This is a genomic window from Kitasatospora sp. MAP12-44 (genome assembly GCF_029892095.1).
Classification (GTDB): domain Bacteria; phylum Actinomycetota; class Actinomycetes; order Streptomycetales; family Streptomycetaceae; genus Kitasatospora.
The window spans coordinates 7,733,986-7,756,111 of record NZ_JARZAE010000004.1 but is presented as its reverse complement, the minus strand read 5'-3'; the positions used below and the strand labels follow the sequence as shown (position 1 = coordinate 7,756,111).

22 protein-coding genes and 1 riboswitch are annotated in these 22,126 nt (G+C 72.8%); of the genes, 12 read left to right on the top strand and 10 right to left on the bottom strand.

The annotated features are described in order from the left end of the window. The first annotated feature begins 17 nt into the window (after positions 1 to 17). Both P3T34_RS35350 and P3T34_RS35345 read left to right on the top strand, forming a co-directional pair. Positions 18 to 3,128: a lantibiotic dehydratase gene (locus P3T34_RS35350; protein ID WP_280670240.1), complete on the top strand. Its 3,111-nt coding sequence runs from the start codon at positions 18 to 20 to the stop codon at positions 3,126 to 3,128. Continuing rightward, the gene (locus tag P3T34_RS35345; protein ID WP_280670238.1) at positions 3,122 to 4,465 is read left to right on the top strand and encodes a lanthionine synthetase C family protein; all 1,344 of its coding nucleotides are present in this window, start codon (positions 3,122 to 3,124) and stop codon (positions 4,463 to 4,465) included. Before P3T34_RS35350 ends, P3T34_RS35345 begins: the two co-directional genes overlap by 7 nt. A 46-nt stretch (positions 4,466 to 4,511) precedes the next feature. Here P3T34_RS35345 and P3T34_RS35340 read toward each other — a convergent pair whose 3' ends face one another. Together P3T34_RS35340 and P3T34_RS35335 are read right to left on the bottom strand one after the other, a co-directional pair. Continuing rightward, entirely contained in the window at positions 4,512 to 4,940 is a 429-nt protein-coding gene (locus tag P3T34_RS35340; protein WP_280670236.1) for a DUF6299 family protein, read from the bottom strand. 93 nt (positions 4,941 to 5,033) lie between these two features. Further along, entirely contained in the window at positions 5,034 to 5,522 is a 489-nt protein-coding gene (locus P3T34_RS35335; RefSeq protein ID WP_280672584.1) for a GNAT family N-acetyltransferase, read from the bottom strand. A 123-nt stretch (positions 5,523 to 5,645) separates the two neighbouring features. Here P3T34_RS35335 and P3T34_RS35330 point away from each other — a divergent pair, with 123 nt between their 5' ends. Beyond that, the gene (locus tag P3T34_RS35330; RefSeq protein ID WP_280670234.1) at positions 5,646 to 5,831 is read left to right on the top strand and encodes a hypothetical protein; all 186 of its coding nucleotides are present in this window, start codon (positions 5,646 to 5,648) and stop codon (positions 5,829 to 5,831) included. A 153-nt stretch (positions 5,832 to 5,984) separates the two neighbouring features. After that, positions 5,985 to 6,200, top strand: a complete 216-nt coding sequence (locus tag P3T34_RS35325; protein ID WP_280670232.1) for a hypothetical protein — start codon at positions 5,985 to 5,987, stop codon at positions 6,198 to 6,200. A 16-nt stretch (positions 6,201 to 6,216) separates the two neighbouring features. Here P3T34_RS35325 and P3T34_RS35320 read toward each other — a convergent pair whose 3' ends face one another. From P3T34_RS35320 to P3T34_RS35310, 3 genes are all read right to left on the bottom strand, one after another. Continuing rightward, positions 6,217 to 9,090 (bottom strand): BTAD domain-containing putative transcriptional regulator, encoded by a 2,874-nt coding sequence (locus P3T34_RS35320; protein ID WP_280670231.1) that lies wholly within the window; start codon positions 9,088 to 9,090, stop codon positions 6,217 to 6,219. A 143-nt stretch (positions 9,091 to 9,233) separates the two neighbouring features. Next, positions 9,234 to 9,911, bottom strand: a complete 678-nt coding sequence (locus tag P3T34_RS35315; RefSeq protein WP_280670230.1) for a DUF4232 domain-containing protein — start codon at positions 9,909 to 9,911, stop codon at positions 9,234 to 9,236. A gap of 267 nt (positions 9,912 to 10,178) precedes the next feature. Beyond that, positions 10,179 to 10,406: a hypothetical protein gene (locus P3T34_RS35310; RefSeq protein ID WP_280670229.1), complete on the bottom strand. Its 228-nt coding sequence runs from the start codon at positions 10,404 to 10,406 to the stop codon at positions 10,179 to 10,181. A 395-nt stretch (positions 10,407 to 10,801) separates the two neighbouring features. Here P3T34_RS35310 and P3T34_RS35305 point away from each other — a divergent pair, with 395 nt between their 5' ends. The 6 genes from P3T34_RS35305 to P3T34_RS35280 all read left to right on the top strand — a co-directional run bounded on the left by P3T34_RS35305 (position 10,802) and on the right by P3T34_RS35280 (position 16,267). Next, complete coding sequence (locus P3T34_RS35305) at positions 10,802 to 11,005, top strand: cold-shock protein (RefSeq protein ID WP_035802959.1); 204 nt, start codon at positions 10,802 to 10,804, stop codon at positions 11,003 to 11,005. Positions 11,006 to 11,203: 198 nt separating this feature from the next. Then, positions 11,204 to 12,583 (top strand): serine hydrolase domain-containing protein, encoded by a 1,380-nt coding sequence (locus P3T34_RS35300; RefSeq protein ID WP_280670228.1) that lies wholly within the window; start codon positions 11,204 to 11,206, stop codon positions 12,581 to 12,583. Positions 12,584 to 12,770: 187 nt separating this feature from the next. Continuing rightward, on the top strand, positions 12,771 to 13,766 hold the full coding sequence (locus P3T34_RS35295; protein WP_280670226.1) for a heavy metal-binding domain-containing protein: 996 nt from the start codon (positions 12,771 to 12,773) through the stop codon (positions 13,764 to 13,766). 14 nt (positions 13,767 to 13,780) lie between these two features. Beyond that, positions 13,781 to 14,611, top strand: coding sequence for a heavy metal-binding domain-containing protein (locus tag P3T34_RS35290; protein ID WP_280670224.1), 831 nt, complete (start codon positions 13,781 to 13,783; stop codon positions 14,609 to 14,611). Positions 14,612 to 14,672: 61 nt separating this feature from the next. Beyond that, the gene (locus tag P3T34_RS35285; protein WP_280670222.1) at positions 14,673 to 15,107 is read left to right on the top strand and encodes a hypothetical protein; all 435 of its coding nucleotides are present in this window, start codon (positions 14,673 to 14,675) and stop codon (positions 15,105 to 15,107) included. Between the two features lie 137 nt (positions 15,108 to 15,244). Further along, a riboswitch (cyclic di-AMP (ydaO/yuaA leader) is annotated at positions 15,245 to 15,444 on the top strand. 7 nt (positions 15,445 to 15,451) lie between these two features. Next, on the top strand, positions 15,452 to 16,267 hold the full coding sequence (locus P3T34_RS35280; protein ID WP_280670220.1) for a LysM peptidoglycan-binding domain-containing protein: 816 nt from the start codon (positions 15,452 to 15,454) through the stop codon (positions 16,265 to 16,267). Positions 16,268 to 16,448: 181 nt separating this feature from the next. Here the strand turns inward: P3T34_RS35280 and P3T34_RS35275 are convergent, their stop codons facing one another. Further along, positions 16,449 to 16,964: a methylated-DNA--[protein]-cysteine S-methyltransferase gene (locus P3T34_RS35275; RefSeq protein WP_280670218.1), complete on the bottom strand. Its 516-nt coding sequence runs from the start codon at positions 16,962 to 16,964 to the stop codon at positions 16,449 to 16,451. A gap of 85 nt (positions 16,965 to 17,049) precedes the next feature. Then, entirely contained in the window at positions 17,050 to 18,033 is a 984-nt protein-coding gene (locus P3T34_RS35270) for an adenosine deaminase (RefSeq protein WP_280670217.1), read from the bottom strand. Between the two features lie 65 nt (positions 18,034 to 18,098). On the opposite strand from P3T34_RS35270, the gene P3T34_RS35265 reads away from it, so the two are divergent. Continuing rightward, positions 18,099 to 18,425 (top strand): hypothetical protein, encoded by a 327-nt coding sequence (locus P3T34_RS35265; protein ID WP_280670215.1) that lies wholly within the window; start codon positions 18,099 to 18,101, stop codon positions 18,423 to 18,425. A 13-nt stretch (positions 18,426 to 18,438) separates the two neighbouring features. Here P3T34_RS35265 and P3T34_RS35260 read toward each other — a convergent pair whose 3' ends face one another. The 3 genes from P3T34_RS35260 to P3T34_RS35250 all read right to left on the bottom strand — a co-directional run bounded on the left by P3T34_RS35260 (position 18,439) and on the right by P3T34_RS35250 (position 20,958). Then, entirely contained in the window at positions 18,439 to 19,488 is a 1,050-nt protein-coding gene (locus P3T34_RS35260; RefSeq protein WP_280670213.1) for an aldo/keto reductase, read from the bottom strand. Between the two features lie 67 nt (positions 19,489 to 19,555). After that, on the bottom strand, positions 19,556 to 20,008 hold the full coding sequence (locus P3T34_RS35255) for a TIGR03618 family F420-dependent PPOX class oxidoreductase (RefSeq protein WP_280670211.1): 453 nt from the start codon (positions 20,006 to 20,008) through the stop codon (positions 19,556 to 19,558). Positions 20,009 to 20,073: 65 nt separating this feature from the next. Beyond that, positions 20,074 to 20,958 (bottom strand): amidohydrolase family protein, encoded by an 885-nt coding sequence (locus P3T34_RS35250; protein WP_280670209.1) that lies wholly within the window; start codon positions 20,956 to 20,958, stop codon positions 20,074 to 20,076. Between the two features lie 102 nt (positions 20,959 to 21,060). Between P3T34_RS35250 and P3T34_RS35245 the strand changes: the two genes are divergently transcribed. Beyond that, positions 21,061 to 22,080, top strand: coding sequence for a hypothetical protein (locus P3T34_RS35245; RefSeq protein WP_280670207.1), 1,020 nt, complete (start codon positions 21,061 to 21,063; stop codon positions 22,078 to 22,080). Positions 22,081 to 22,126 lie beyond the last annotated feature (46 nt).

Genomic DNA, 22,126 nt, shown 5'->3' with positions numbered 1-22,126 from the left:
CCTTGAAGGAAGACGTGATGGTACGACAGGGACAGCCCGGCCCCCGGCGCTACGGCTGCGCCGATCCGCTGCTGCTGCGGGCTGCCGTGCGGCCCGTCGACTCCTCGGGCATGACGCCCGGGCTCGACGACCTCGCACGGGTGCGGGAGGCGGCGGCCGACCCGCTGTTCGCCGAGGCGATAGCCCTGGCCAGCCCCTCCCTGTCGCACACGCTGGACAGCGTCGCCGCCGAACGGTCGCTGCCGGCCAAGGACCTGCGCCGCGCCGCCCGCGCGGTGGCCCGCTACCGGCTGCGGATGAGCGGGCGGGCCACGCCCTTCGGGCTGATGGCCGGCGTGGCGGCCGCCGGATTCGCCGCCGACCCCGAGCTCCGCTGGGGCACCGAGCACGCCAAAGCCGTACGGGTGGACATGGGTTGGCTCTCCGGGGTGGTCGGTCGCCTGGAGCTGGACCCGGCCGTCCTGGCCGTGCTGCGGGTCACCGCCAACGACCTGTGCACCGTGCGCGGCGACCGACTCGTCCTGCCGTTCGTCCCGGCGCAGGGCGAGCAGACGCAGTCGGGCCTCCAGGAGGTCTCGCTGCGCCACACCGAGGCCGTGCGTCTCGCCCTGCGCCTCGCCGCCACCCCGCTCGGCTGGGTCGATCTGCTCAAGCAGCTGGGCGCGGCCTACCCCGGCGCCGAGACCGCCGCGATCGAGCGGATGCTGGCCGAACTGGTCCGCCGCGACGTGCTGCTGACCGAACTGCGGCCCCCGATGGACGACCGCGATCCGCTCGCCCATGTGCTGGCCCTGCTCGCCGGGTACGCCGCCGAGCTGCCCCCGGAGAGCGGCCACCTCGTCACCGAACTCATCGCGATCCAAGGCGAGTTGGCCGACTACCAGGCCACCGCTCCGGGCCGCGGCAGGGCAGCGCTCAGCGCGGTCACCACCCGGATGCGCGCCCTCTACCCGGCCGAGCAGCTGATCCAGCTGGACCTGGGGCTTGACGTGGCGGCCCGGCTGCCCGAATCGGTCCGCGAGGAGGTGGAACGGACCGCCGAGGTGCTCGCGACACTCACCGAGCACCGCCCGGGACCGCGTCATCTGCGGGACTACCACGCGGAGTTCCTGGAGCGGTACGGCGAGGGCCGGGCCGTACCGCTACTGGAGCTGCTCAATCCCGAGCAGGGCCTGGGCGCCCCGGCGGGCTACCGGACGCCACTGTCGGCGCGCCGCGCCGCGAGCGAGGCCATGGACGACCGGGACCGGCTGCTGCTGGCCCTGGCCCAGCAGGCCGCCGTCGCCGGGGAGCGCGAACTGGTGCTGGACGCCGAGCTGGTGGCGGCCCTGGGTGCCGCCGGCCAGACGCCTGCGGAGGAGGCCGGGCCGCCGCCCTCCTTCGATCTGCTGGCCGAGGTGCTGGCCGACTCCGTCGAGGCCATGGCGGGCGGCGAGTTCCGGTTGGTGCTCGCGGGCAGCTCGGGGGTGGCCGGCGCCACCGCCGGCCGGTTCGGGCACCTGCTGGGCGCGGCCGCCGAGCGCTTCGGCGCCGTGCTGCGCAGCGTCCCGACCCGCAACCCGCAGGCCGTGCGAGCACAGTTGAGCTTCCAGGCAGTGCGGGGCAAGGTCGCCAACGTGGCCAAGGTCCCCCGCTGGCTCGATCACACCATCACCGTGTCCGCCTTCACCGACCGGGCCGGCGAGCACGCGCTGGGCCTGGCCGACCTCGCTGTGGTGGCCGATCCGCAGCGGCTCGCGCTGATCTCGACCGCGCTGGGCGGCGAGGTCGTCCCGACCATGCCGAGCATGCTCCTCACCCAGCGAACCGCCCCCAACCTGGCGCGCTTCCTGGACGAGATCCACCGCAGCGGCGAACCGCAGTGGCCGGGTTGGGACTGGGGCGCGGCGTCCGAGCTGCCCTTCCTGCCCCGGGTGCGGCACGGCCGGTCGGTGCTGGCCGCCGCCCGCTGGCGTCCGACGGACCCGGCGCTGCGCGACCCAGCGACCCAACCGGCCGACTGGCAGCGGCGGTTCACCGCATGGCGGGATCGGATGGGGGTGCCCGAGCAGGTCGCCTCGGTGCACAGCGACCATCGCATCACGCTGGATCTGCGCGATCCCGAGCACCTCGACCTGCTGCGCCACGAGTGGCGCAACCGTCCCGACGCCGTCCTCCAGGAGCTGCCGTCCGGCGGGGAGTTGGGCTACGGCTGGTCCGGCGGGCAGCCCACCGAAGTCGCCTTCGCCCTGGTCCGCAAGGCGCCGGGCACCGCTGCCCTGCGACCGGTCGCCCCGGCCCGCGCGCGCACCGTCCACGCCCCCGGCTCCTCCTGGCTGCACGCCAAGCTGTACTGCTCCACAGACCGGCACAACGAGCTGCTCAGCAGGCAACTGCCCTTCCTGCTCGGCGAGTTGCCACAGGACGTCACCCGCTGGTTCTTTCTGCGCTACGCGGACCCGGACCCGCACCTGCGGTTGCGTTTCCACGGCCCGGCGGCGGTCCTCGGTGGCGAGCTGCTGCCCCGGCTGGCCGCCTGGGCGCAGCGGCTCGGCGCGCAGGGGCACTGCGGCCGCCTGGTACTGGACAGCTACGAGCCGGAGTTGGAGCGCTACGGCGGCCCGGCGGTGATGGCGCAGGCCGAAGCCGCGTTCCAGGCCGACAGCCAGGCCTGCCTGGAGCAGCTGGCGCTGATCCGCGACGGCGGCCTGCCGATGGACCGGCGCCTGCTGGTCGCGGCGAACTACGCCGACCTGCTGCACCGCCTCTACGGCGACCCCGGTGGGGCGGGTCTGCTACTGGCGGAGGAGAGCCGGGAGTCGCACCGGGCCGCCCCCGTCGCCCTGCGGCGCGAGGCGCGACAGCTGATCGACCCGCTCGGCGGCTGGCACCGACTCGCCGAACAACCGGGCGGAGAAGCCCTGTTGACGATCTGGGAGCGACGCGCGGCGGCCGTCTCGGCCTACGGCGACGAACTGCGCCTGCTCGGGGCCACCGCCTGGAACGGCGAGCGCGACATCGCCCACTCGCTCCTCCATCTGCACCACAACCGGCTGGTGGGAACCGACCGCAAGGCCGAGCGGGAGTCGCTGGCACTGCTGTCCCTGGCCGTCCGAGCCCACGCCGACCGGGAGCGCGCGCAGTGCTGAGCCTTCGAGACCGAGCGGCCGCACTGGCCACTGACATCGCCGAGCGGCTGGCCGACCCGCAGGCTCTGCCGACCCCGCAAACCCCTTGGCACCGGGTGACCTTGAGCGAGGGCATGCCAGGCGTCGCACTGCTGCACCTGGAGCGCGGGGGCGAGGACGCGCTGCGCACCGCGCAGCGGTGGCTGAGCGCGAGCGTGGCGGCGGCCAAGGAGGTGCCGACCGACCCGGCGGCGCACGCCCCGGGCCTCTACCGGGGGATCCCGGCGCTCTCCTTCACCGTCTGCCGGACCGCGGCCGCCACCGGCAGCACCGGCGGGCCGGGTCGGGCCGCCGCCCATCTCGGCGCCCAGGTCCAGGTGTTCGCCCAGGCACTGGCCGCCTGGGAGGCGCGGCGGGACCCGCGGCGCGGCGAGTGCACGACGGTGGGGACGTATGACGTCATCTCCGGACTGGCCGGCCTGGGCGCCCAGTTGCTCGACGGCCTGCAGTACGGCGTGGCGGGCAGCCGCGAGGCACTGACCGAGGTGCTCGGCGCCCTGGTCGGCGTGACCCGGCCGCTGAACCTCGGCGGTCGCGAGCTGCCGGGCTGGTGGACCGCGCAGAGCACCTACGACTACGCACCGGCGACGCCCGAGACCGGCCACGCCAACGCCGGTCTGGCGCACGGCGTTCCCGGCCCGCTGGCGCTGCTCGCGCTGGCCTGGCAGCACGGCGTCACCGTCCCCGGGCAGCAGCAGGCCATCCACGTCTTCGCCGAGTGGCTGCTGGAGATCGGCCAGGAGGGCGAACACGGGCCCTGGTGGCCGCGCACGCTCTATCTGGCCGAGGACGGGACCCTCGCACCCAGCCTGGGCGTGGCGGGGCGGGAGTCCTGGTGCTACGGCAGCATCGGTATCGCCCGGGCGCTGGAGCTGGCCGGGCAGGCGCTGGACGTCCCGCTCTGGCGGGACACCGCGCTGCGCGCCTGGCGAGGAGCCCTGGCGCGCGAGCGGCGCGCGTACGAGGGGCGTGCCCAGGCCGGGTCCGAGCCCATGGGCCTCGCGGACGCCGGACTGTGCCACGGCTGGAGCGGGCTGCTGCAGGCCACCTGGCGGATGGCGGACGACTGCGCGGACCCGCAACTGCGGGCGGAACTGCCCTGGTTGGCCGAGCGCGTGCTCGAACTGGCAGCACCGGACGAACCGTTCGGCCTGCTGCCGCCCGCCCCCTTCGGCGGTCTGCTGAGCGACCCGGCGGGCTTCCTCACCGGCGCCGCGGGCGCCGCTCTGGCGCTGCACACCTTCGCCACCGACGCCGCCCCGGTGACGCGTTGGGACCGCGCCCTGCTCCTGGCGTAAGACGAGCCGGGCGGTGCGATGGCCCGCACCGCCCGGCGGCAGGGCCTCAGGAGCTCGCCGGCACCGGGGAGAGCATGACGTCCTGCGAGGGGAACGTCAGGTAGTCGACCTCCGGCACGAGCGAGCCGTTCCACGTCAACTGCACCAGCGACGCCCGCACCTGCGCCGTCCCGGCCGCCACCGGCATGTACGGCTTCCCGGACGTGGTCCAGCTGTGCACAGCGCCGTCGCAGGTGGCCAGCACGCTGTTACCGATGTTGCTGCTGTCGCCCCCCGAGGTGAGCGAGGTGGTGACATACGTCCGCGGCGTCGAGCAGTGGTAGGTACCCGAGAGCGTGACCGTCCCGTCCTGGGCGACCGTGCCCGTAGCAGCGACGGCAACCGCGTCCCCGGCACTGGGCGCACCTACCGCCGGCCCGGCAACTGAAAGGGCCAGAGCACCAACGGCTCCGACCACAGCAAGACGACCTCGCATGACAACCTCCAGCTCGACGGTGTACGCGGATACAACTACCGCGCGCCGAACGGCGGACCCGACATCCTCACCCGCATGGCGGCGAGTCGCCGCTCACAGGGCGCGATACATGATGTGCAGGCCGACGTAACCCTCGGTCGGGTGGTGGAAACCCTCGGGGAGGGTGCCCAGGATCTCGAAACCCAGGGACTGGTAGAGCTTTACCGCGTGCACATTGGTCTCCACGACGGCGTTGAACTGCATGGCCCGGAAGCCGGCCGCCCTCGCCCACGCGATGCTGTACTCGCACAGCGCCCGGCCGACGCCCCGGTGGGAGTGGGCGGGGTCGACCAGGTAGCTGGCGCTGGCGATGTGGGAGCCGTTGCCCGGCTGGTTGGCGTTCATCTTCGCCGTGCCCAGGACCGTGCCGGACTCGTCGAGGGCGACGACCGTGCGGTTCGGGGCGGGCAGCAGCCACAGGTCGCGGCCCTGCCGCTCGGTCAGGTCGACCGGGTAGGTGAAGGTTTCACCGGCGGCGATGACCGTGTGGAAGAAGGGCCAGATGGCGGGCCAGTCGTTCGCGTCGGCTTCCCTGATCGTGATCGGCATATCCCCAGGATGCCGGTGCCACTGCTCCCCCGCCAACTCCTTTCCGCAGCTCCGCAGTGATCGTAAGCTGCCGCTGTGCGGGCATCGCACAACTGCACGGATCAAGGAGCAGCACCCATGAAGAAGCGCACTGAGCAGCGGATCACCCGGACACGCGCCGTCGTTGTGGCCGTCGGGGTGGCAGCGGCGCTGATAGGAGGCGTCGGCGCGGCCGCCGCCGTCGGCACGCCCACCGCGATCGCGTTGGGCAGCGGACCCGACCACACCAAGAGCACGGTCGGCTGGAACACCACCGGCGCCTGAGACCGGTCGCTCTGAGCGCCGGCCGACGGCGGCCGGCCCCGCGGGTCAGTCGCCGTCGGCCGATAAACCGGGCGTTGATTCATCGTTGATCGGCCGCTGCGACAGTGGCGTCGGCGCCGTAGCGCTGTCGATACCAGGACCCGAGGAGCACCCATGACGCACCGCAACGCCGGCCAGCTTCCCCGCCTGCGAGCGGCCGGCGCGGCCCTCGCGATGACCGCCGCGCTGGTCGGAACGCTCGGCGTGGCCGGCGCGAGCGCGACCCCGGTGCGGCACGCCAGCACCGCCAAGACGCCGCCGACGCGCCAGGACAGCTGGAACACCACGGGGGCGTGCAAGGCCCCGTGCGGCCGGATCCCCCACCCCTGAGCCTCGGAGTGCGTGCTCAGCCGCCGGTCGCCATTCCCAGCTCGGCGAAGAGCTCCCTGGCCTCACCTCGGCAGAGCTCGGCCCGCCCCGAGTCGCCGAGCAGCGCCAGCGCCTCCCCCAGCACCCGGGTCGCGATCGCCAGGCTGAGGCTGTTCCCGGTCTCCCGGCAGCGCAGCTGCGCCTCCTCGGCGTACGCGGCGGCGGCACCGGCGTCGCCGCCGCCGAGCTGGTCCTCGGCGAGCCGGGCGAGCGCGGCGCCCTCCCAGCGCACATCGCCCCGGACCCTGGCCAGCTCCCGGGCGACCAGGTGGTCGGCCAACGCCTCGCGGTAGCGGCCCAGTTGGTTGAGGGCGATGCCCCTGGCATAGGTCGCCCACATCTCCCAGCGCGGGGTGCCAAGACGCACGGCGAGGTCCCGCGCGCGGGTCGCGGACTCCAGTGCCTGCGCCGAGTGCCCCTGCTGCAGGCACCCGCGGGCGACGCCGACCAGCAGCGCCGCCTCCAGCACCGGATCCCGCAGGAGGTCCTGGTTGATCCGCAGCCCGACCTGGTAGCAGTCGGCGGCCCCCGCGTGGTCGCCCGCCCAGCTCAGCCGCATGCCCAGCACGGTGCGCGAGATGACGGCGGTGTAGTGGTCGCCGTGCGCCAGGCTCGACTCGGCCGCGCTGCGCAGGCTCTGCTCCGCCTCCTCGAACTGGAAGCGGTCCAGCAGGACATGGCCGAGCGCGCAGCGCACCCGCGCGCGCGACCAGTCGTCGCCATCCCGTTCGACGGCCGCCGCCAGGGCCCGTCCGACCGTCTCCGGCAGCGCCGGATGCTGGACGTCGGCGTCGGGGCTGTACCGCACGGCGAGGAAGTACAGGTCCACGACCGGGCGCAGCGGCACACCGGGCAGCGCGGCCAGTGTCCGCAGCACGCTCAGCACCCCCACCCGCTCGACCGCCACCCAGACCCGCGCGGCCTCGGCGTCCGGCCAACTCAGGCCCTGCGCCTGGGTCAGGGCGAGGGTCAGCAGCAGTCCGGACTCCGGGTCGGTCAGCCGATGCGCGTTCTTCAGCGACGCCAGGGTGAAGTCGACCAGCCGGCAGAGCGCCGCGACCCGCTCGCGCGGCTGGTCCTCCCGGCCGGCGCAGCCGCGGGCGAACAGCCGCCACAGGTCGTGGTAGCGGTAGCGGCCCGGCGCCCGGGTGTCCAGCAGGCTCAGGTCGACCAGGCCCTCCAGCAGGCCCCCGGCGGTGGCTTCGTCCATATCCAGCAGCGCGGCGGCCGCGGCGAGTGAGATGTCCGGCATGTCGTGCAGCGCGAGCAGCCGAAAGGCCCGGGCCCGCTGGGCGTCCAACTGCCGGTAGCTGAGCTCGAAGACGGCCGCCACCGCCGGATCGGCCGCCGCCAGTTCGGCCAACCGCCGCTCCTCGTCCAGCAGTCGGGCCGCCACATGCTCGATCGTCCAGCCGGGCCGGACCGCCAGGCGCGCTCCGGCCGCTCGAACGGCCAGCGGCAGCAGCCCGCAGGCGTGCACGAGTTGGGCGGCCGCCAGCGGTTCCGCGGCGACCCGGTGGGCACCGACCACGCCTGCCAGCAGCTCGATCGCCTCAGCAGGATCGAGTTCCTCCACCGGCACGCACTCGCCCTGCGGCAGATGGAGCGCGCCGCGGGCGGTCACCAGCACGGCGCAGCCCGGGCCGCCTGGCAGCAGTGGCTCCACCTGCGCGGCGTCCCGCGCGTTGTCGAGGACGACGAGCAGTCGGCGTCGCGCCACCGTCGAGCGGAAGAGGGCGGCGCGCTCGGCGGTGTCCTGCGGGATCGAGGCGTCGGGCAGCCCGAGTCCACGCAGGAATCCGGCCAGTACCGCAGCCGGGTCGGCGGGTTGCTCACCCGCGCCGTTCAGGTCGGTGTACAGCTGGCCGTCCGGGAAGAGTTCGCTGAGCAGCTGCCCGAGGTGGACCGCCAGCGTGGTCTTGCCGACGCCGCCGCGCCCGGTGATCAGCGAGACGGTGAGCGTGCGGTTCGCCGCGCCGCGCACCACGCGGTCGAGGAGTCGGCGCAGCAGGTCGCCGCGCCCTGCGAAGTTGGCCACGTCGGGCGGCAGTTGAGCGGGGACGTGCTGCTGGGCAGCGGCGGCCGGCACCGGGTCGGCGCGGGTCTCGCCACTCAGCAGGACCTGGTGCAACTCGCGCATCCGGCCGCTGGGGTCGAGACCGAGCTCGGCCGCCAGCCGCTCGGTGAACTGCCGGTAGACCTCCAGCGCGTCACCGCGGCGCCCGCTGTGGTGCAGGGCGCGGGCCAGGTTGTCGACAAAGAGGTCGTGCAGCGGATCCCGGACGACCTGGGCCCGCAGTTCGGCGAGCGCCTCGGCCTGCCGCCCCAACTGCTGCACCAGGCCCAGCCAGCGCTCCAGCGCGCGCAGCCGCTCGGCCTCCAGCTCCGTCCCCGCGAGCAGGACCTCGTTGCCGACGTCCGGCAGCAGCGGACCGCGCCACAGGGCGAGCGCCGACCGCAGCAGCCCCGCCGCTTTCTCCAGGTCGTCGCGCTCGGCCGCTCGGCAGCCCTGTTCGACCCTGGCGGTGAAGGCCAGCGCGTCGACCAGCTGTTCGTCGGCCACCAGCCGGTAGCCGGGCCCGGCGGTGAGGATCCGGGGCACCGGCCGGGCGGCCGGCGCGGGCCCGGCGATCAGCTTGCGGCTCAGCGAGGCCGCCGCGCGGCGCACCTGGTGGGTGGCCGTCTCGGGCGGCCGGCCGTCCCACAGCGCCTCGACCAGCCGGGGCAGCGGCACCACCCGGTTGGCGTTCAGCGCCAGCGAGGCGAGCAGCCGCTCCTCGTGCGGGCCGGCGAGCCGCACGCGCCGCTCCTGGTGCCAGACCTCCAGCGGTCCCAGGATTCTGATCTCCACAAGCCTCGCCTCCGCTGTCCACGACGCTCTCCACGACGCTGCTTACGACGCTGTTTGCGACCGAGCGCCGACCGTCCGGGGCCGAGCGTAGCCGGAGAACCGCGACGCGGCGCCAGTGATCAGGGCCCGTCCGATCAGGCCCGTCAGGGGAGCAGGACGCCCTCGTTGGAGGGCTGCAGCGAGCCCACCGTGAAACCGGCGGAGGAGACCAGCAGCTGCGGCACCGGCTTGCCGTCCAGACCGAGCACCTGGGCGGTGAGCTGGGTGGTCTCGTCCGGCGGGGTCACCACGACGCCGGCCAGTACCTTGCAGCTCGTGTCCGACTTGTCACAGAGCGACCACTTCAGACCGGAGAAGGCCGTAGTGCCGGGCTTGAGGGTGACCCGGACCGGCGGGCCGGGGTACGGGGTGCGGGCGGTCGACACGGCGAGCCGGCTGTTGTCGGCCAGCAGTCCGCCGTAGCCGAGATAGCCGTCGACCGTGCAGGTCCGCGCGCCCTTGTTCACCAGCATGACCATCGCCGTCCCCGCACCGGAGGGCTGGAGTTGGACGTCGGCCCGCAGATCGGCAGTGTGGCAGCGGTCGGAAGCCTTGGCGGCAGCGCCGGAAGCGGTCGAACCAGCGCCGCCCTTCGCGCCGCCGGCGGCCGTCGAGGCCGCACCGGCGGTCGCCGAACTGCCTGAACCGCCCGCTGCTGCGGACGTGGCGGGGCTGCTGGTCGAGGAGTTGTCGTCGTTGCAGGCGACAGCGCCGAGAGTGAGCGCCACGCCGGTGATCGCCACGGCGACGCCTCGGGTCAGCCTGGCCGATCGCGGGGTCATGAGTCCTCCTGGGGGTGCCCGGCAGCGGTCCCAGAGGGATCCGCATGCCGTACGTGATCTTCGAGCGCTATCACGCACCCGCCAGGGCGGTCAGTTCTTGGAAAAACGCATCAGAGACGTAACAAGCGTCACGAAACAGTCACCGGGCGGCGGCCGAGGACCGCCCACACCGCTATCACCCGAGACCACCGCAGCCCGAACTCGTGTCGGCTGGGCTGGAGTTGACGGCAGTCTCAGGAGTGAGAAACCTGCTGGCCGATGGCCAGGTCAGAGCTTGAAGAGCTTGGCGAACGGCTTGGTGATCCGCACCTGCCGCGAACCGAAGTCAACGAGCACCGCGATGTCACCGTCACCCTCGACGGCGATGGCACGGCCGAGGCCGTACTGGTCGTGCGAAACCCGGTCACCCACGGCGAAAACCTTGATGGGTGGCGGGACTGGAGCAGCGAAGGGGCTGGTGGGCAGTGGACGCCGGACCGCGGCTGATTTCGTCATCTCCACCAGTATGCGCCCCACAGGGGTCGATCGGACCATCCCGGCAGGCATCGAAATGGTGTAGCTACTCGTCCACCCCTGCCTGCGCCATCCATGCGACCCCGATCGGGCAACCCGCCGACCCGATCCGCACCGCGCGCGTCGACCACCACGCTGGCTCCGTCCGAGCGACCCGTCCGGACCGTGACACCGGCAATTCCCCCGTTTCGCTCCGCACCCTGCTACAGTCGAAGAAGTTGCAGTTGTGGTTCCCATGAACTTTTGTGTGCGCCTGCTGATTGTGATGATCAACAGGCGCATTTTTGTTTCCCGGATTTTTTCGGGCGGGCCTCATCGCGGCGACGCGGAACTCGTGAATCGCGAGTTCCGGACAGCCCCCTTAAGGAGATATCTCTATGGCTACTGGCACCGTGAAGTGGTTCAACGCGGAAAAGGGCTTCGGCTTCATCGAGCAGGACGGTGGCGGCGCTGACGTGTTCGCCCACTACTCGAACATCCAGGCCAACGGCTTCCGCGAGCTGCTCGAGGGCCAGAAGGTCGAGTTCGACGTCACGCAGGGCCAGAAGGGCCCGCAGGCCGAGAACATTCGCCCGCTCTGATTGAGTCATAAGCTCGGCGTTTTCTGCCCAGCTGCGCCAGGGGCCGGTTCCGTGCGAAAGCACGGGACCGGCCCCTGGTCGTTTCTCCGCCGGTGCCGGCACCCGGCAACGGGCACCGAACGGGCGGGCGGGAATCCGGATGACCCGACTGACCTGCACGGGTAGGGTCGGTCCGGCCCGTTTGGAACGTCCAGCGAAATGAGAGCTCAGTTGGCTGTCCAGCCCGAGGAGTTGCTGCCCACCACCCGTCGCGCCCTGCTGCACCGCTTGGCCGTCGGCCAGGTCGAGGGGCGGCTGCCCTCCGTGGTCGGCGCCGTGGTGCGGGGCGGGCAGACGGTGTGGACCGGCGCCCGCAGCATGATCGAGGGGCACGCCCCCGACGAGAACGTGCAGTACCGGATCGGATCGATCACCAAGACCTTCGCGGCCGTCCTGGTGCTGCGACTGCGCGACGAGGGACTGCTGGACCTGGCCGATCCGGTCGTCCGGCACCTCCCGGGAGTCGTCAAACCCGAGTTGACGATCCGTCAACTGCTGACGCACACCTCGGGGTTGGCCGCCGAGACGCCCGGTCCCTGGTGGGAGCGGACCGAGGGGACGCTGCGCCCGGAGCTGGCCGACGTGCTCGGCGAGCAGCCGGCCAAGCACCCGGCGGGCGAGTGCTTCCACTACTCCAACCCCGGTTACGCGCTGCTCGGCGCCCTGGTGGAGCGGCTGCGCAAGGAGCCGTGGGGCGACGTGCTGCGGCGCGAGGTGCTGGCGCCGCTGGGGATGACCAGGACCGCCCTGCTGCCCGAGATGCCGCACGCCGGGGGCTTCGCCGTGCACCCGTGGGCGGACGTTCTGCTGCGCGAGCCGCTCACCGACACCGGCCTGATGGCCCCGGCCGGCCAACTCTGGTCCACCGCCGCCGACCTGGGCCGCTGGGCGGCCTTCCTGGCCGACGGAAACGCCAAGGTGCTCAGCGCGGACACCGTCGCCGAGATGCGCCGGCCGGTGGCCGACCGGGCCGACGAGGGCGGCGCGCACGGTCTTGGCCTGCAAGTCCTCCGGCGCGGCGGGCGGGTGCTGTACGGGCACGGGGGTTCGATGCCCGGCTTCGTGGCCGGCCTCTGGACGAGCGAGGCGGACGACGTCACGGTGATCCTGCTGGCCAACGCGACCTCGGCCCCCACCGCGGTGCTGGCCGACGACCTGATCCGGATCGTCGCCGAGCAGGAGCCGCGGATGCCCGCGCCGTGGCGCCCGTCCTCGTCGGCCGATCCGGAGCTGCTGGCGCTGACCGGCCCCTGGTACTGGGGTGCGGCCCCGCAGGCGCTGCGGCTGCGGGCGGACCGCGACCTGGAGCTGACCCCGCTCGGCAACCCGACCCGCGGATCGCGGTTCCGCCCGGAGCCGGACGGCAGTTGGACCGGCCTGGACGGCTACTACGCGGGCGAGACGCTGCGGGTGGTCCGGACGCAGGCGGGCGCGGTGAGCCACCTGGACGTCGGCAGCTTCGTGCTGACCCGCGAGCCCTACGGGCCGCAGGCGGCGATCCCCGGCGGCGTCCACCCGCAGGGCTGGCAGGCCGGCTGAGCACCCGTCCCCCGGTCGGCGGCCACCCCGCCGACCACCCACCCGCCGGGGTGCCGGACCGGATGGCGCGTTACGGTTCCGTGCTGGTTCGGCCCGTACCGTCAGGTCGGCTGGGCAAGGCTGGATCTTCGGCTTAGGGTGCCTTGTCGGACCTCGTCGGGGGCCCCGGACAGGAATGGGTGGACGCATGACGGAGTCGTGGAGCGGCGCCGGGCTGCCGCCCGCCGCTGCGGCGCGAGTCGCCGAGGTGCGGGCGAGCGGGACGTGGTCCTCGGCGCTGACGACCGGTGAGTTCGCCGCGATCAGATCGGTCGGCTTCGAACCGGTCGGCCAGGTGATGGGCTCGGCGGTCTACCACGTCGGGCGCAGCGGCCGGTACTGGGGCTACCACGCGTGCCTCTACCCGGGCGCGGGCCTGGGGATCGGGTTCGGCGGCGCCTTCGGTGGCGGCTACGGCCCCGCCGGGATCGCCCTGTCGGGCGACGGCGCGCCGTCGGCCGCACTGGTCGACGTGCTGGACTCGGCCCGGCGCACCGCGCTGGGCCGGATGACCGCCGAGTGCGCGGCGCTCGGCGGCGACGGCGTGGTGGCGGCGCAGCTGACGATGGCTCCCTTCCCGGCGGCCCCGGGCTGCCTGGAGTTCAAGGTGATCGGGACGGCGGTGCGGGCGGCCGGTACGGTCCGCCCCCGCCGCCCGTTCACCTCGCACCTGGACGGCCAGGGCTTCGCGAAGCTGATCACGGCCGGCTGGGTGCCGGTGGACCTGCTGGTGGGGATGTCCGTCGGGGTCCGGCACGACGACTACACGACCCGGCGGCAGAACTTCTCCTGGAACAACCAGGAGGTGGAGGGCTGGTCGGCGCTGGTCCACCACGTCCGCTCCGACGCCCGCAGGCAGCTGCGCAAGCAGGGCGCCCGGCAGGGCGGCGACGGCATCGTGCTGGACAGCGGAAGCCTGCGGATCTGGGAGGAGCCCTGCATTCAGGCGGGCAACTCCGAGCAGCGCGACCATGTCGCGGAGTCGACCCTGGTCGGCACCGCGATCGCCCGCTTCGCCGCCAAGCCCACCGCCCCCACGACGCTGACGGTGGTGCCGCTGAACAACAGCGGTGACCGGCTGCGTCGCCGGCTCGCCCAGGCGAGCCGCACCGGCCGCCAGTCCTTCCGCACCACACAGTCATAGGGGAGAGCGACACCATGACCACCTTCGATCCGAACGCCCAGGGCGTCCCCGCCGACGCGATGCGACGACTGGCCGAGCTGGAGCCGGGCAAGCCCGGCTCGATCTTCACCAGCGACCTGTCGGTGAACGAGTTCCTACTGGTCCGGGAGGCCGGGTTCAAGCCGATCGGCCTGGTGCTGGGCAGCTCGATCTACCACGTCGGGATCCAGCTGGGCCGCTGGGGCAAGAACCAGGAGCTCGAGACGCTCAGCCAGGCCATGTACCACGCACGCGAGTTGGCGATGACCCGGATGGAGGCGGAGGCCGCCCAGCTGGGCGCCGACGGCATCGTGGGCGTGCGACTCACCGTCGAGGCACGGGAGTTCGGCTCGGACATCGCCGAGTTCATCGCGATCGGCACCGCCGTCAAGGCGGACCACCCGGCTCCCGGTGGCACCAGCTGGCGCAACAACAAGGGCCAGCCGTTCACCTCCGACCTGTCCGGGCAGGACTTCTGGACACTGATCCGGGCCGGCTACGCCCCGCTGGGCATGACCATGGGGACCTGCGTCTACCACATCGCGCACCAGAAGATGGGCTCGGTCTTCAGCAACATCGGCAAGAACGTCGAGATCGAGCAGTACACCCAGGCGCTGTACGACGCACGGGAGTTGGCGATGGCCCGGATGCAGCACGAGGCCGAGGAGCTGGACGCGGAGGGCATCGTGGGCGTCCAGCTGAACGCCCACAACCACCGCTGGGGCGGCCACACCACCGAGTTCTTCGCGATCGGTACGGCGGTGCGCCCGCTGCGCGAGGAGCACGAGATCGAGCGGCCGACCATGGTGCTCAGCCTGGACCAGTAGGACAGCTTTCCGTACCACCGACCCACCGACCGGTCGCCAACCGACCGCAGCTAGGAGCGACATGACCGACCATGGCCAGATCGAGCCGGCCCCGGAGGACCCCGCCGACTCGATCGACCTGATCGCGGCCGCCCTCAGGCGCGACGCCGGCGACCTGGAGGTGTACGCGCAGGTGCTGACCGGCTCGCTGGCGGAGGCGCTGCCGGCGGACGCGGTCGCGGTCGAGCGCCGGCGCAGCATGAGCGACCGGCTGGCCGGGCGGCCCGGACGGATCGAGAAGCTCGAAGTCGACATGAGCGAACGGCGGTTGGTGCTGAGCCTGGCTCAGGGCCGACCGGCCTGCGAGATCTGCACGGTGGTCCGCGGCGTGGTGCTCTCACGCAAGCCGGTCCCGCTCGACGAGTGGACCCGCGAGCTGGCGGCGGCCGTGACCGCCCGCGCGCAGTCGGACGCCAGGGCGCGGGCGGCACTGGAGCGGCTGGTGCTCGGCGACTGAGGCCTTCGGGGCGGCTGCGGGGCGCTGCGGGGCCTGCGGGGGGCTTGCAGCCGAAACATGAGACACCTCACATCGGCTTGTGATTGCGCCGATGACCTGCGTACGGTGCATCTCGTTCGTCTCCATACGAACCCCGCTCTCCGGAACGCCGAATCCTGCCACCGGTCCGAGTGGGCACGTGCATCGAACCGCACCACGGCAGGAGCGGGGGACCCACAGGTAAGTCGCCCCACCCGGATCTGGTCCGGGCGGGGCTTGGGGTGAAGCCGCGCTCAGCGCGGCCGGGCAACTCCAGCCCGAACCCGACAGCTCACCTCGTAGGCGTAGGAGAGGAACCCCACTTCATGAAGTCTGTGAACCGCACCTTCAGCCTGCCCAGCCGCATCACCATCCAGCGCGCCATCGCCGCCACCGTGGTGGCCGGCGTCGGTGCGGGCCTGACCATCGCCGCCGCCGGTGGCGCCAGCGCGCAGCCGCTGCACCACCACTACTACCCGCACTACGCGGGCAAGCCGGCCGCGATCTCCATCGCCGCCGCCCCGGCCGCCGCGCCCGTCGCCCCGGCTGCTCCGGCCGCCGCGCACAGCGCGCCGCAGGCCCAGCCGGCCGGCTACACCGTGGTCAGCGGCGACTCGCTCTCCCTGATCGCCGACACGCACAGCGTGCAGGGCGGCTGGCAGGAGCTGTACAGCATCAACAAGTCCGTGCTGACGCACGGCCCGGACGCGATCTTCCCCGGTCAGCACCTGTCGCTGGGTGACGGCGCCGCCGCTGCCCCGGCCGCCGGCACCTCGGCCCCGGCTGCCCCCGCCGCCCCGGCGCCGGCCCGGACCGCTGCCCCGGCCGTCGCCGCCGCGCCCGTGTCCAACACCCCCGCCGGGCTGCAGGCGCTGGCCGCCTCGATCGTTCCGGCCGACCAGCTGGCCTCGTTCGACCAGATCATCACCCACGAGAGCGGCTGGAACGTCACCGCGACCAACCCGTCCTCCGGCGCCTACGGCCTGCCGCAGGCCCTGCCCGGCAACAAGATGGCCTCGGCCGGTTCCGACTGGCAGACCAACCCCGCCACCCAGCTCAAGTGGGCGCTCTCCTACATGGATGCCACCTACGGCAGCCCGAACCAGGCCTGGGCCTTCTGGCAGACCCACAGCGCCTACTGATCGGCGCTGGACAGCGGCCTGCGGGCCACTGCCGCTGATCCGGGTCGTGTGATGGCGACCCGCTGATCAACGCCGATCCACCGTGCAGGGCCCGGTTCGCCTCTCGCGAACCGGGCCCTGCGGCATGCCCTCTGACGGGTCGTCAACTGCCACTCTGCCAGGGCGCCGAGGACGCGAGAAGTCAGCCGAGCAGCGTGGCCGGGCGGGCGCCCTCAAGGGAGAGCAGATACTCCTTGCGCTCCAGGCCGCCCGCGTAGCCGGTCAGCGAGCCGTTGGCGCCGATCACCCTGTGACATGGGCGCAGGATCAGCAGCGGGTTGGCACCGATCGCGGAGCCGACCGCGCGAACCGCCGCACGGGGGGCGCCGATCTGCTCGGCGAGCTGGCCGTAGCTGGTCGTGGTGCCGTACGCGATGGTGTCGATCGCGTGCCAGACCCGTTCCTGGAAGTCGGAGCCGTGCGTGCTGAGCCGCACATCGAAGTCCTTCAGCTCACCGGCGAAGTACGCGCGCAGCTGGTCGGCGACCGCCTCGAACGCCGCCGGGTCGCGGCGCCAGCCGTCCCGGAGCTGGACGGCGCCCTTCTGGCCGGTCATCGAGAGCGAGGTCAGCGCGAGCGGACCGCCGGCGGTCGGCGGCTCCTCGCCGACCAGGAGCAGCTCGCCCAGCGGACTGTCGATCGTGGTGTGGACGGTCATCGGTGGTCCCTCTCCTTCACGCTTCTGTACACCGTCCACTCTGCCCCCTGCGGCCGTGGCGGACTGGCGGATTTCGGACGTGGAACTACGCGAAGTAGGCGTCGACCTCGGCCAGGTAGCGGGCGCGGGTGGGCTCGTCGAGGAAGGCGGCCTCGAAGGAGTTGCGGGCCAGCGTGCGCAAGTGACGGTCCGTCAGATCGAGTGCCCGGGCGACGCCGACCAGGTTGTCGTGCACGTGGCCGCCGAAGTACGCCGGGTCGTCGGAGTTGACGGTGGCCACCAGGCCCGCGTCCAGCATCCGGCGCAGCGGGTGCTCGGCCAGCGTGTCGACGCAGCGCAGCCGGACATTGGAGAACGGGCAGACCGTGAGCGGGATGCGCTCGGCGACCAGGCGGGCGACCAGGGCCGGATCCTCCAGCGAGCGGATGCCATGGTCGATCCGCTCGACCCGCAGCAGGTCCAGCGCCTCCCAGACGTAGGAGGCGGGCCCCTCCTCGCCGGCATGCGCCACCGCGCGCAGGCCCAGTTCGCGGGCGCGCTCGAAGACGGCGGTGAACTTGGCGGGCGGGTGGCCGACTTCGGCGGAGTCCAGGCCGACGGCGGTGATCCGGTCCAGGTAGGGCCCGGCCGCTTCGAGGGTGGCCAGCGCGGACATCGCCGGCTCGTCGCGCAGGAAGCAGAGGATCAGCCGGGTGGTGATGCCGAACCGCTCCTCGGCGCGGGCCAGCGAGGCGCTGAGGCCCTCGATGACCGAGCCGATCGGCACCCCGCGCGCGGTGTGCGCCTGCGGGTCGAAGAAGATCTCGGCGTGCCGCACGCCCTGTTCGCTCGCCCGCGCCAGGTAGGCGTCGGCCAGGTCCGTGAAGTCCCGCTCGGTGCGCAGTACGTCCATCAGCCGGTAGTACAGGGTGAGGAAGGACTGCAGATCCTCGAAGCGGTAGGCGGCTCGCAACTCCTCCACGGTGGCGAAGGGCAGCTCGACGGCGTTGCGGGCGGCGAGCTCGAATGCGAGCTCGGGCTCAAGCGTGCCTTCGATATGCAGGTGCAGCTCAGCCTTGGGGATGGACATCATGCAATCGTACCGGCCTGCACGACTGAACAGCGGGTGTCAGTGGCGGGTCGTACGGTGCCTCTGTGTCCACCACTCTCGCCCTGGCGCTCCCAGACGACCTGATCGCGCTGCAGCGCGCCGTGCTCACCGCCGACCGGGCGCTGGGCGACCACGCGCTCGCCGTGCGCGATCGCCGCCAGGCGGCGTTCCCGCACCCGGAGCAGGCCGTCGAGCGCTGCACCTGGGCGGCGGGCGAGCAGGCCGAGTTCGACCGCCGCTGGGAGGCCTACGTACGGGCGGGCGAGGCCGTGCGCAACCACCCGGTGCTGGTGCGCGCCCGGATCCTGCGCGTCGAGCCAGCCGTCCTGCACGCCCTGCGCGAGACGGCCGCCCGCCCGTACTGGCCCTGACAGACAGCAGCCCCTACCCGGCGGCGCGCTCGGTCAGCGGGCGGCGACGGCGGGTGCTGTCGGTGAGTACCGCCGGGCGCCAGACGCCGTCCGCCTGGTAGCAGTCGATGCCGGGCGGCACGATCTCGTCGATCCGGTCGAGGGTGGCGTCGTCGAGGGTGAGCGAGGCGCCCTTCAGCAGGTCCTCCAACTGCTCCATGGTGCGCGGCCCGGTGATCACCGAGGTCACGCCGGGGTGCGCCGCGACGAAGGCCACCGCGAGCTCGGGCAGGGAGCAGCCGATCTCCGCCGCGAGCGCGATGAGCTGCTCGGCGATCTCCAGCTTGGCCGCGTTCACCGGGAGCGCGGGGTCGAAGCGGAAGGGCACCAGTGCCGGGCGGCCCGTGGTGAGGTCGATGGGCCGGCCCTTGCGGTACTTGCCGGTCAGGAAACCCGAGGCCAGCGGGCTCCAGGTCAGCATGCCCATCCCGTAGCGCTGGCAGACCGGCAGTACGGCGCTCTCGATCCCGCGGGCCAGGATCGAGTACGGCGACTGCTCGGTCCTGAACCGCTGCAGGCCGCGCCGCTCGGCGACGTGCTGCGCCTCGACGATGTCCTCCACCGGGAAGGTGGAGCTGCCGAAGGCCCGGATCTTGCCCGCCCGGACGAGGTCGCCCAGCACACCGAGGGTCTCCTCGATGTCGGTCGTGTGGTCGGGGCGGTGCACCTGGTAGAGGTCGATCCAGTCGGTCTGCAGGCGCTTGAGGCTGTCCTCCACCGCCCTGGTGATCCAGCGCCGCGAGTTGCCGCTGCGGTTGCGGCCCTCGCCCATCTGGAAGTGCACCTTGGTCGCCAGCACGACCTCGTCGCGCCGCCCCCGCAGCGCCTTGGCGACGATCTCCTCGGACTCGCCGGCGGAGTACATGTCCGCCGTGTCGATGAAGTTGATCCCCTGGTCAAGGGCAGTGTGGATGATCCTGACGCAGTCCTCGTGGTCGGGGTTGCCGACCGCGCCGAACATCATGGTGCCCAGGCAGTGGGCACTCACTTCTATACCGGTGCCGCCGAGGATGCGGTAGCGCATGCCATAACTCCTTTGCCGGGCCCACTGGATAGTGGGCCCGACTCTATAAGTTGGAGTTGACTCTCAGTCAACCAGCCGTCCGGGGAGCCGGACTGGTGGCAGCCGGACTGGTGGCTCGGCCCAGCTTGCGGGTCACCCTGATCTCGATCACCACGCGCTCGGGGTTCGGCCGCGGGGTCCGGTAGCGGCGGGCGTACCTGGCCTCGGCGTCGGCGACCTGCTCGGGTGCGCGGCGGATCACGGCCAGCCCCTCCAGGGTCGACCAGCGGCCGCCGTCCACCTGGCAGAGCGCCACCGGAGCGCCGGCCGCACCCGCCGCCTCGACGTTGCGCGCCTTGCGACTGCCGGCCGAGGTGATCACCCGGGCGATCCCGCTCGCCGCGTCATAGGTGGCACCGACCGGGACGACGTGCGGCGTGCCGTCGGGGCGCAGGGTGGTCAGGGTGCAGAGGTGGCGCTCGGTCCAGAAGGCAAGGGTGGCCTCGTCCAGGACGGGCGCCTCAGCAGAGGCAGCGGTCATCAGGTCAGCGTACGGGCCCGCTCGGCGCTGCGCTGCTGCGCCCAGAGCACTGAGCGCTCGCGAGGCTAGAGCCGGAACAGCGCGGCCGCGTTGTGGTGGCAGACCGCCCGCAGCCAGTCGTCGCCGAGGTCCAGGCGGGCCAGCGCCTCCAGGGCATGGACGTACGGGTAGGGGATGTTGGGGAAGTCGGTGCCCAGCAGGATCCGCTCCTGGAGGTCGACCAGGCGTGGGCGCAGCTCGCGCGGGAACGGCGCCGACTGCTCGGTGAAGTCGGTGAAGGCCATCGTGGTGTCGAGCTGCACGAAGGGGTACGCGGCGGCCAGGTCAAGGAACTCCGCGTACTCCGGCAGCCCCAGGTGGGCGACGATCAGCTTCAACCGCGGGTGCCGGGCGAGGACGGCTGCCATCGGCTCCGGACCGGTGTGCTTGCCCGTCATCGGACCGGAGCCGCAGTGCGTGACCACCGGAACGCCGCGCTCCGCGAGCAATCCCCAAACGCCGTCGAGCAGCGGGTCGTTGGGGTCGTAGGCGCCCACCTGGAGGTGGGCCTTGAAGACCCGGGCACCCGCGTCCAGGGCCTGCGCCACATAGCGGTCGACCCCGGGCTCGGGGAAGAAGGTCGCGGTGTGCAGGCAGTCCGGCGTACGGGCGGCGAAGGCGGCCGCCCAGTCGTTCAGCCAGGCGGCCATCCCGGGCTTGTGCGGGTAGAGCATCGCGGTGAACGCCCGGACGCCGAACTCCCGCAGGGTGGCCAGCCGTTCGGCCTCGCCGTCGCGGTAGCTGATGCCCCACTCGCGACCGGTGAGCGGGCCGGCGGCGTCGAAGTACGCCCAGACCTTGGCCAGCACGTTCTCCGGCATGAAGTGCGTGTGGACGTCGATCAGGCCGGGCAGGCCGAGTTCCCGCCAGAACGCCGTGACCTGCTCGGATTCCGCTCGTACGTTCGACATGGCGCCAGCCTACCGGGCGGCGCGCGCGGGCCACCGGGCTGATCCGGGGTCAGCGGCGTGGTGACCGGGGAGCGCGGGAGGCCGGTGCGCATAGTTGAAGCCATGGCGGACGAACAGCCCACAGGGCCGGGCCGGCGGGGCGTGCTCGGCGGGGCACTGGGCGCACTGCTCCTCACGGGGTGCGGCGGGGGCACCTCCTCGCCGCCGGCGGCGACGCGTACGAGCCCGCCGAACTCCAGCCCCAGTGCGAGCCCCAGCCCAGTTCCCAACTCGCCAAGCGCTGCGGCGCTGCCCGCGACCTCGCCATGGCTGCCCGGCCCCGGCGAGATCCAACCGGACGTGAAGCTGCGCGCCGTCCAACTCGTCGAGGCGCTCGGCGCCTGGCCCGACGGCGGGCAGGGCACGGCCGCCGCCCAGGCCCGGATCACGCCGCTCGGCCTCGATCCGGCCCTCGCCGCCCAGGCTGGCCCGCTGCTCCCCGCCGCCGACCGGGCCGCGCTGCAGGTGATCGACGCCCAGTACGGCGGCATCCTGACCGACTCGGCCAGCGTCCTGGTGGTCTGCGACCAGTGGACGCAGAACGCCGCCAGCCCGGTGAGCGCCGGCGGCACCACGGTGGACGTCCGGCTCAGCGCCGCCACCCCCCGCTGGACGGTCACCGCGCTGCACCCCGCCGCACCGGGCCCGGCCGCCGCCACCCTCTCCCCCGACGCCGCCCGACTGCTCGCCGACCCGCGGCTCCAGCTGCCGCCGGCGGCCGCGGCCGACCTGCGCAGCGGATCCGTCCACGAGAGCGTGCTGCAGGCGATGCTGACGCTGGCCCGGACGTACACCTTCAAGGTCAGCGTGGTCCGCTCGGGCCACCCGCTGGACGTCTTCGGCACCACTCGACCCAGCGACCACCCGCTCGGCCGGGCGTTCGACGTCTGGGAGATCAACGGCCGGGCCGTCGTGGACCCGACCACGCCGCACGACCTGGTGGACGGCTTCATGCGCGCGGCGGCCGCCGCCGGCTCGTACAACGTCGGCGGTCCGCGCCAGCTGTCCGGCGGCACGACACCCGACCAGTTCTTCACCGACGCGACCCACCACGACCACGTGCACGTGGGATTCGACAGCTGAAGCTCCACCGGCGGGCCCCCGCGCGGCGGTAGGTTCGTACAAATGC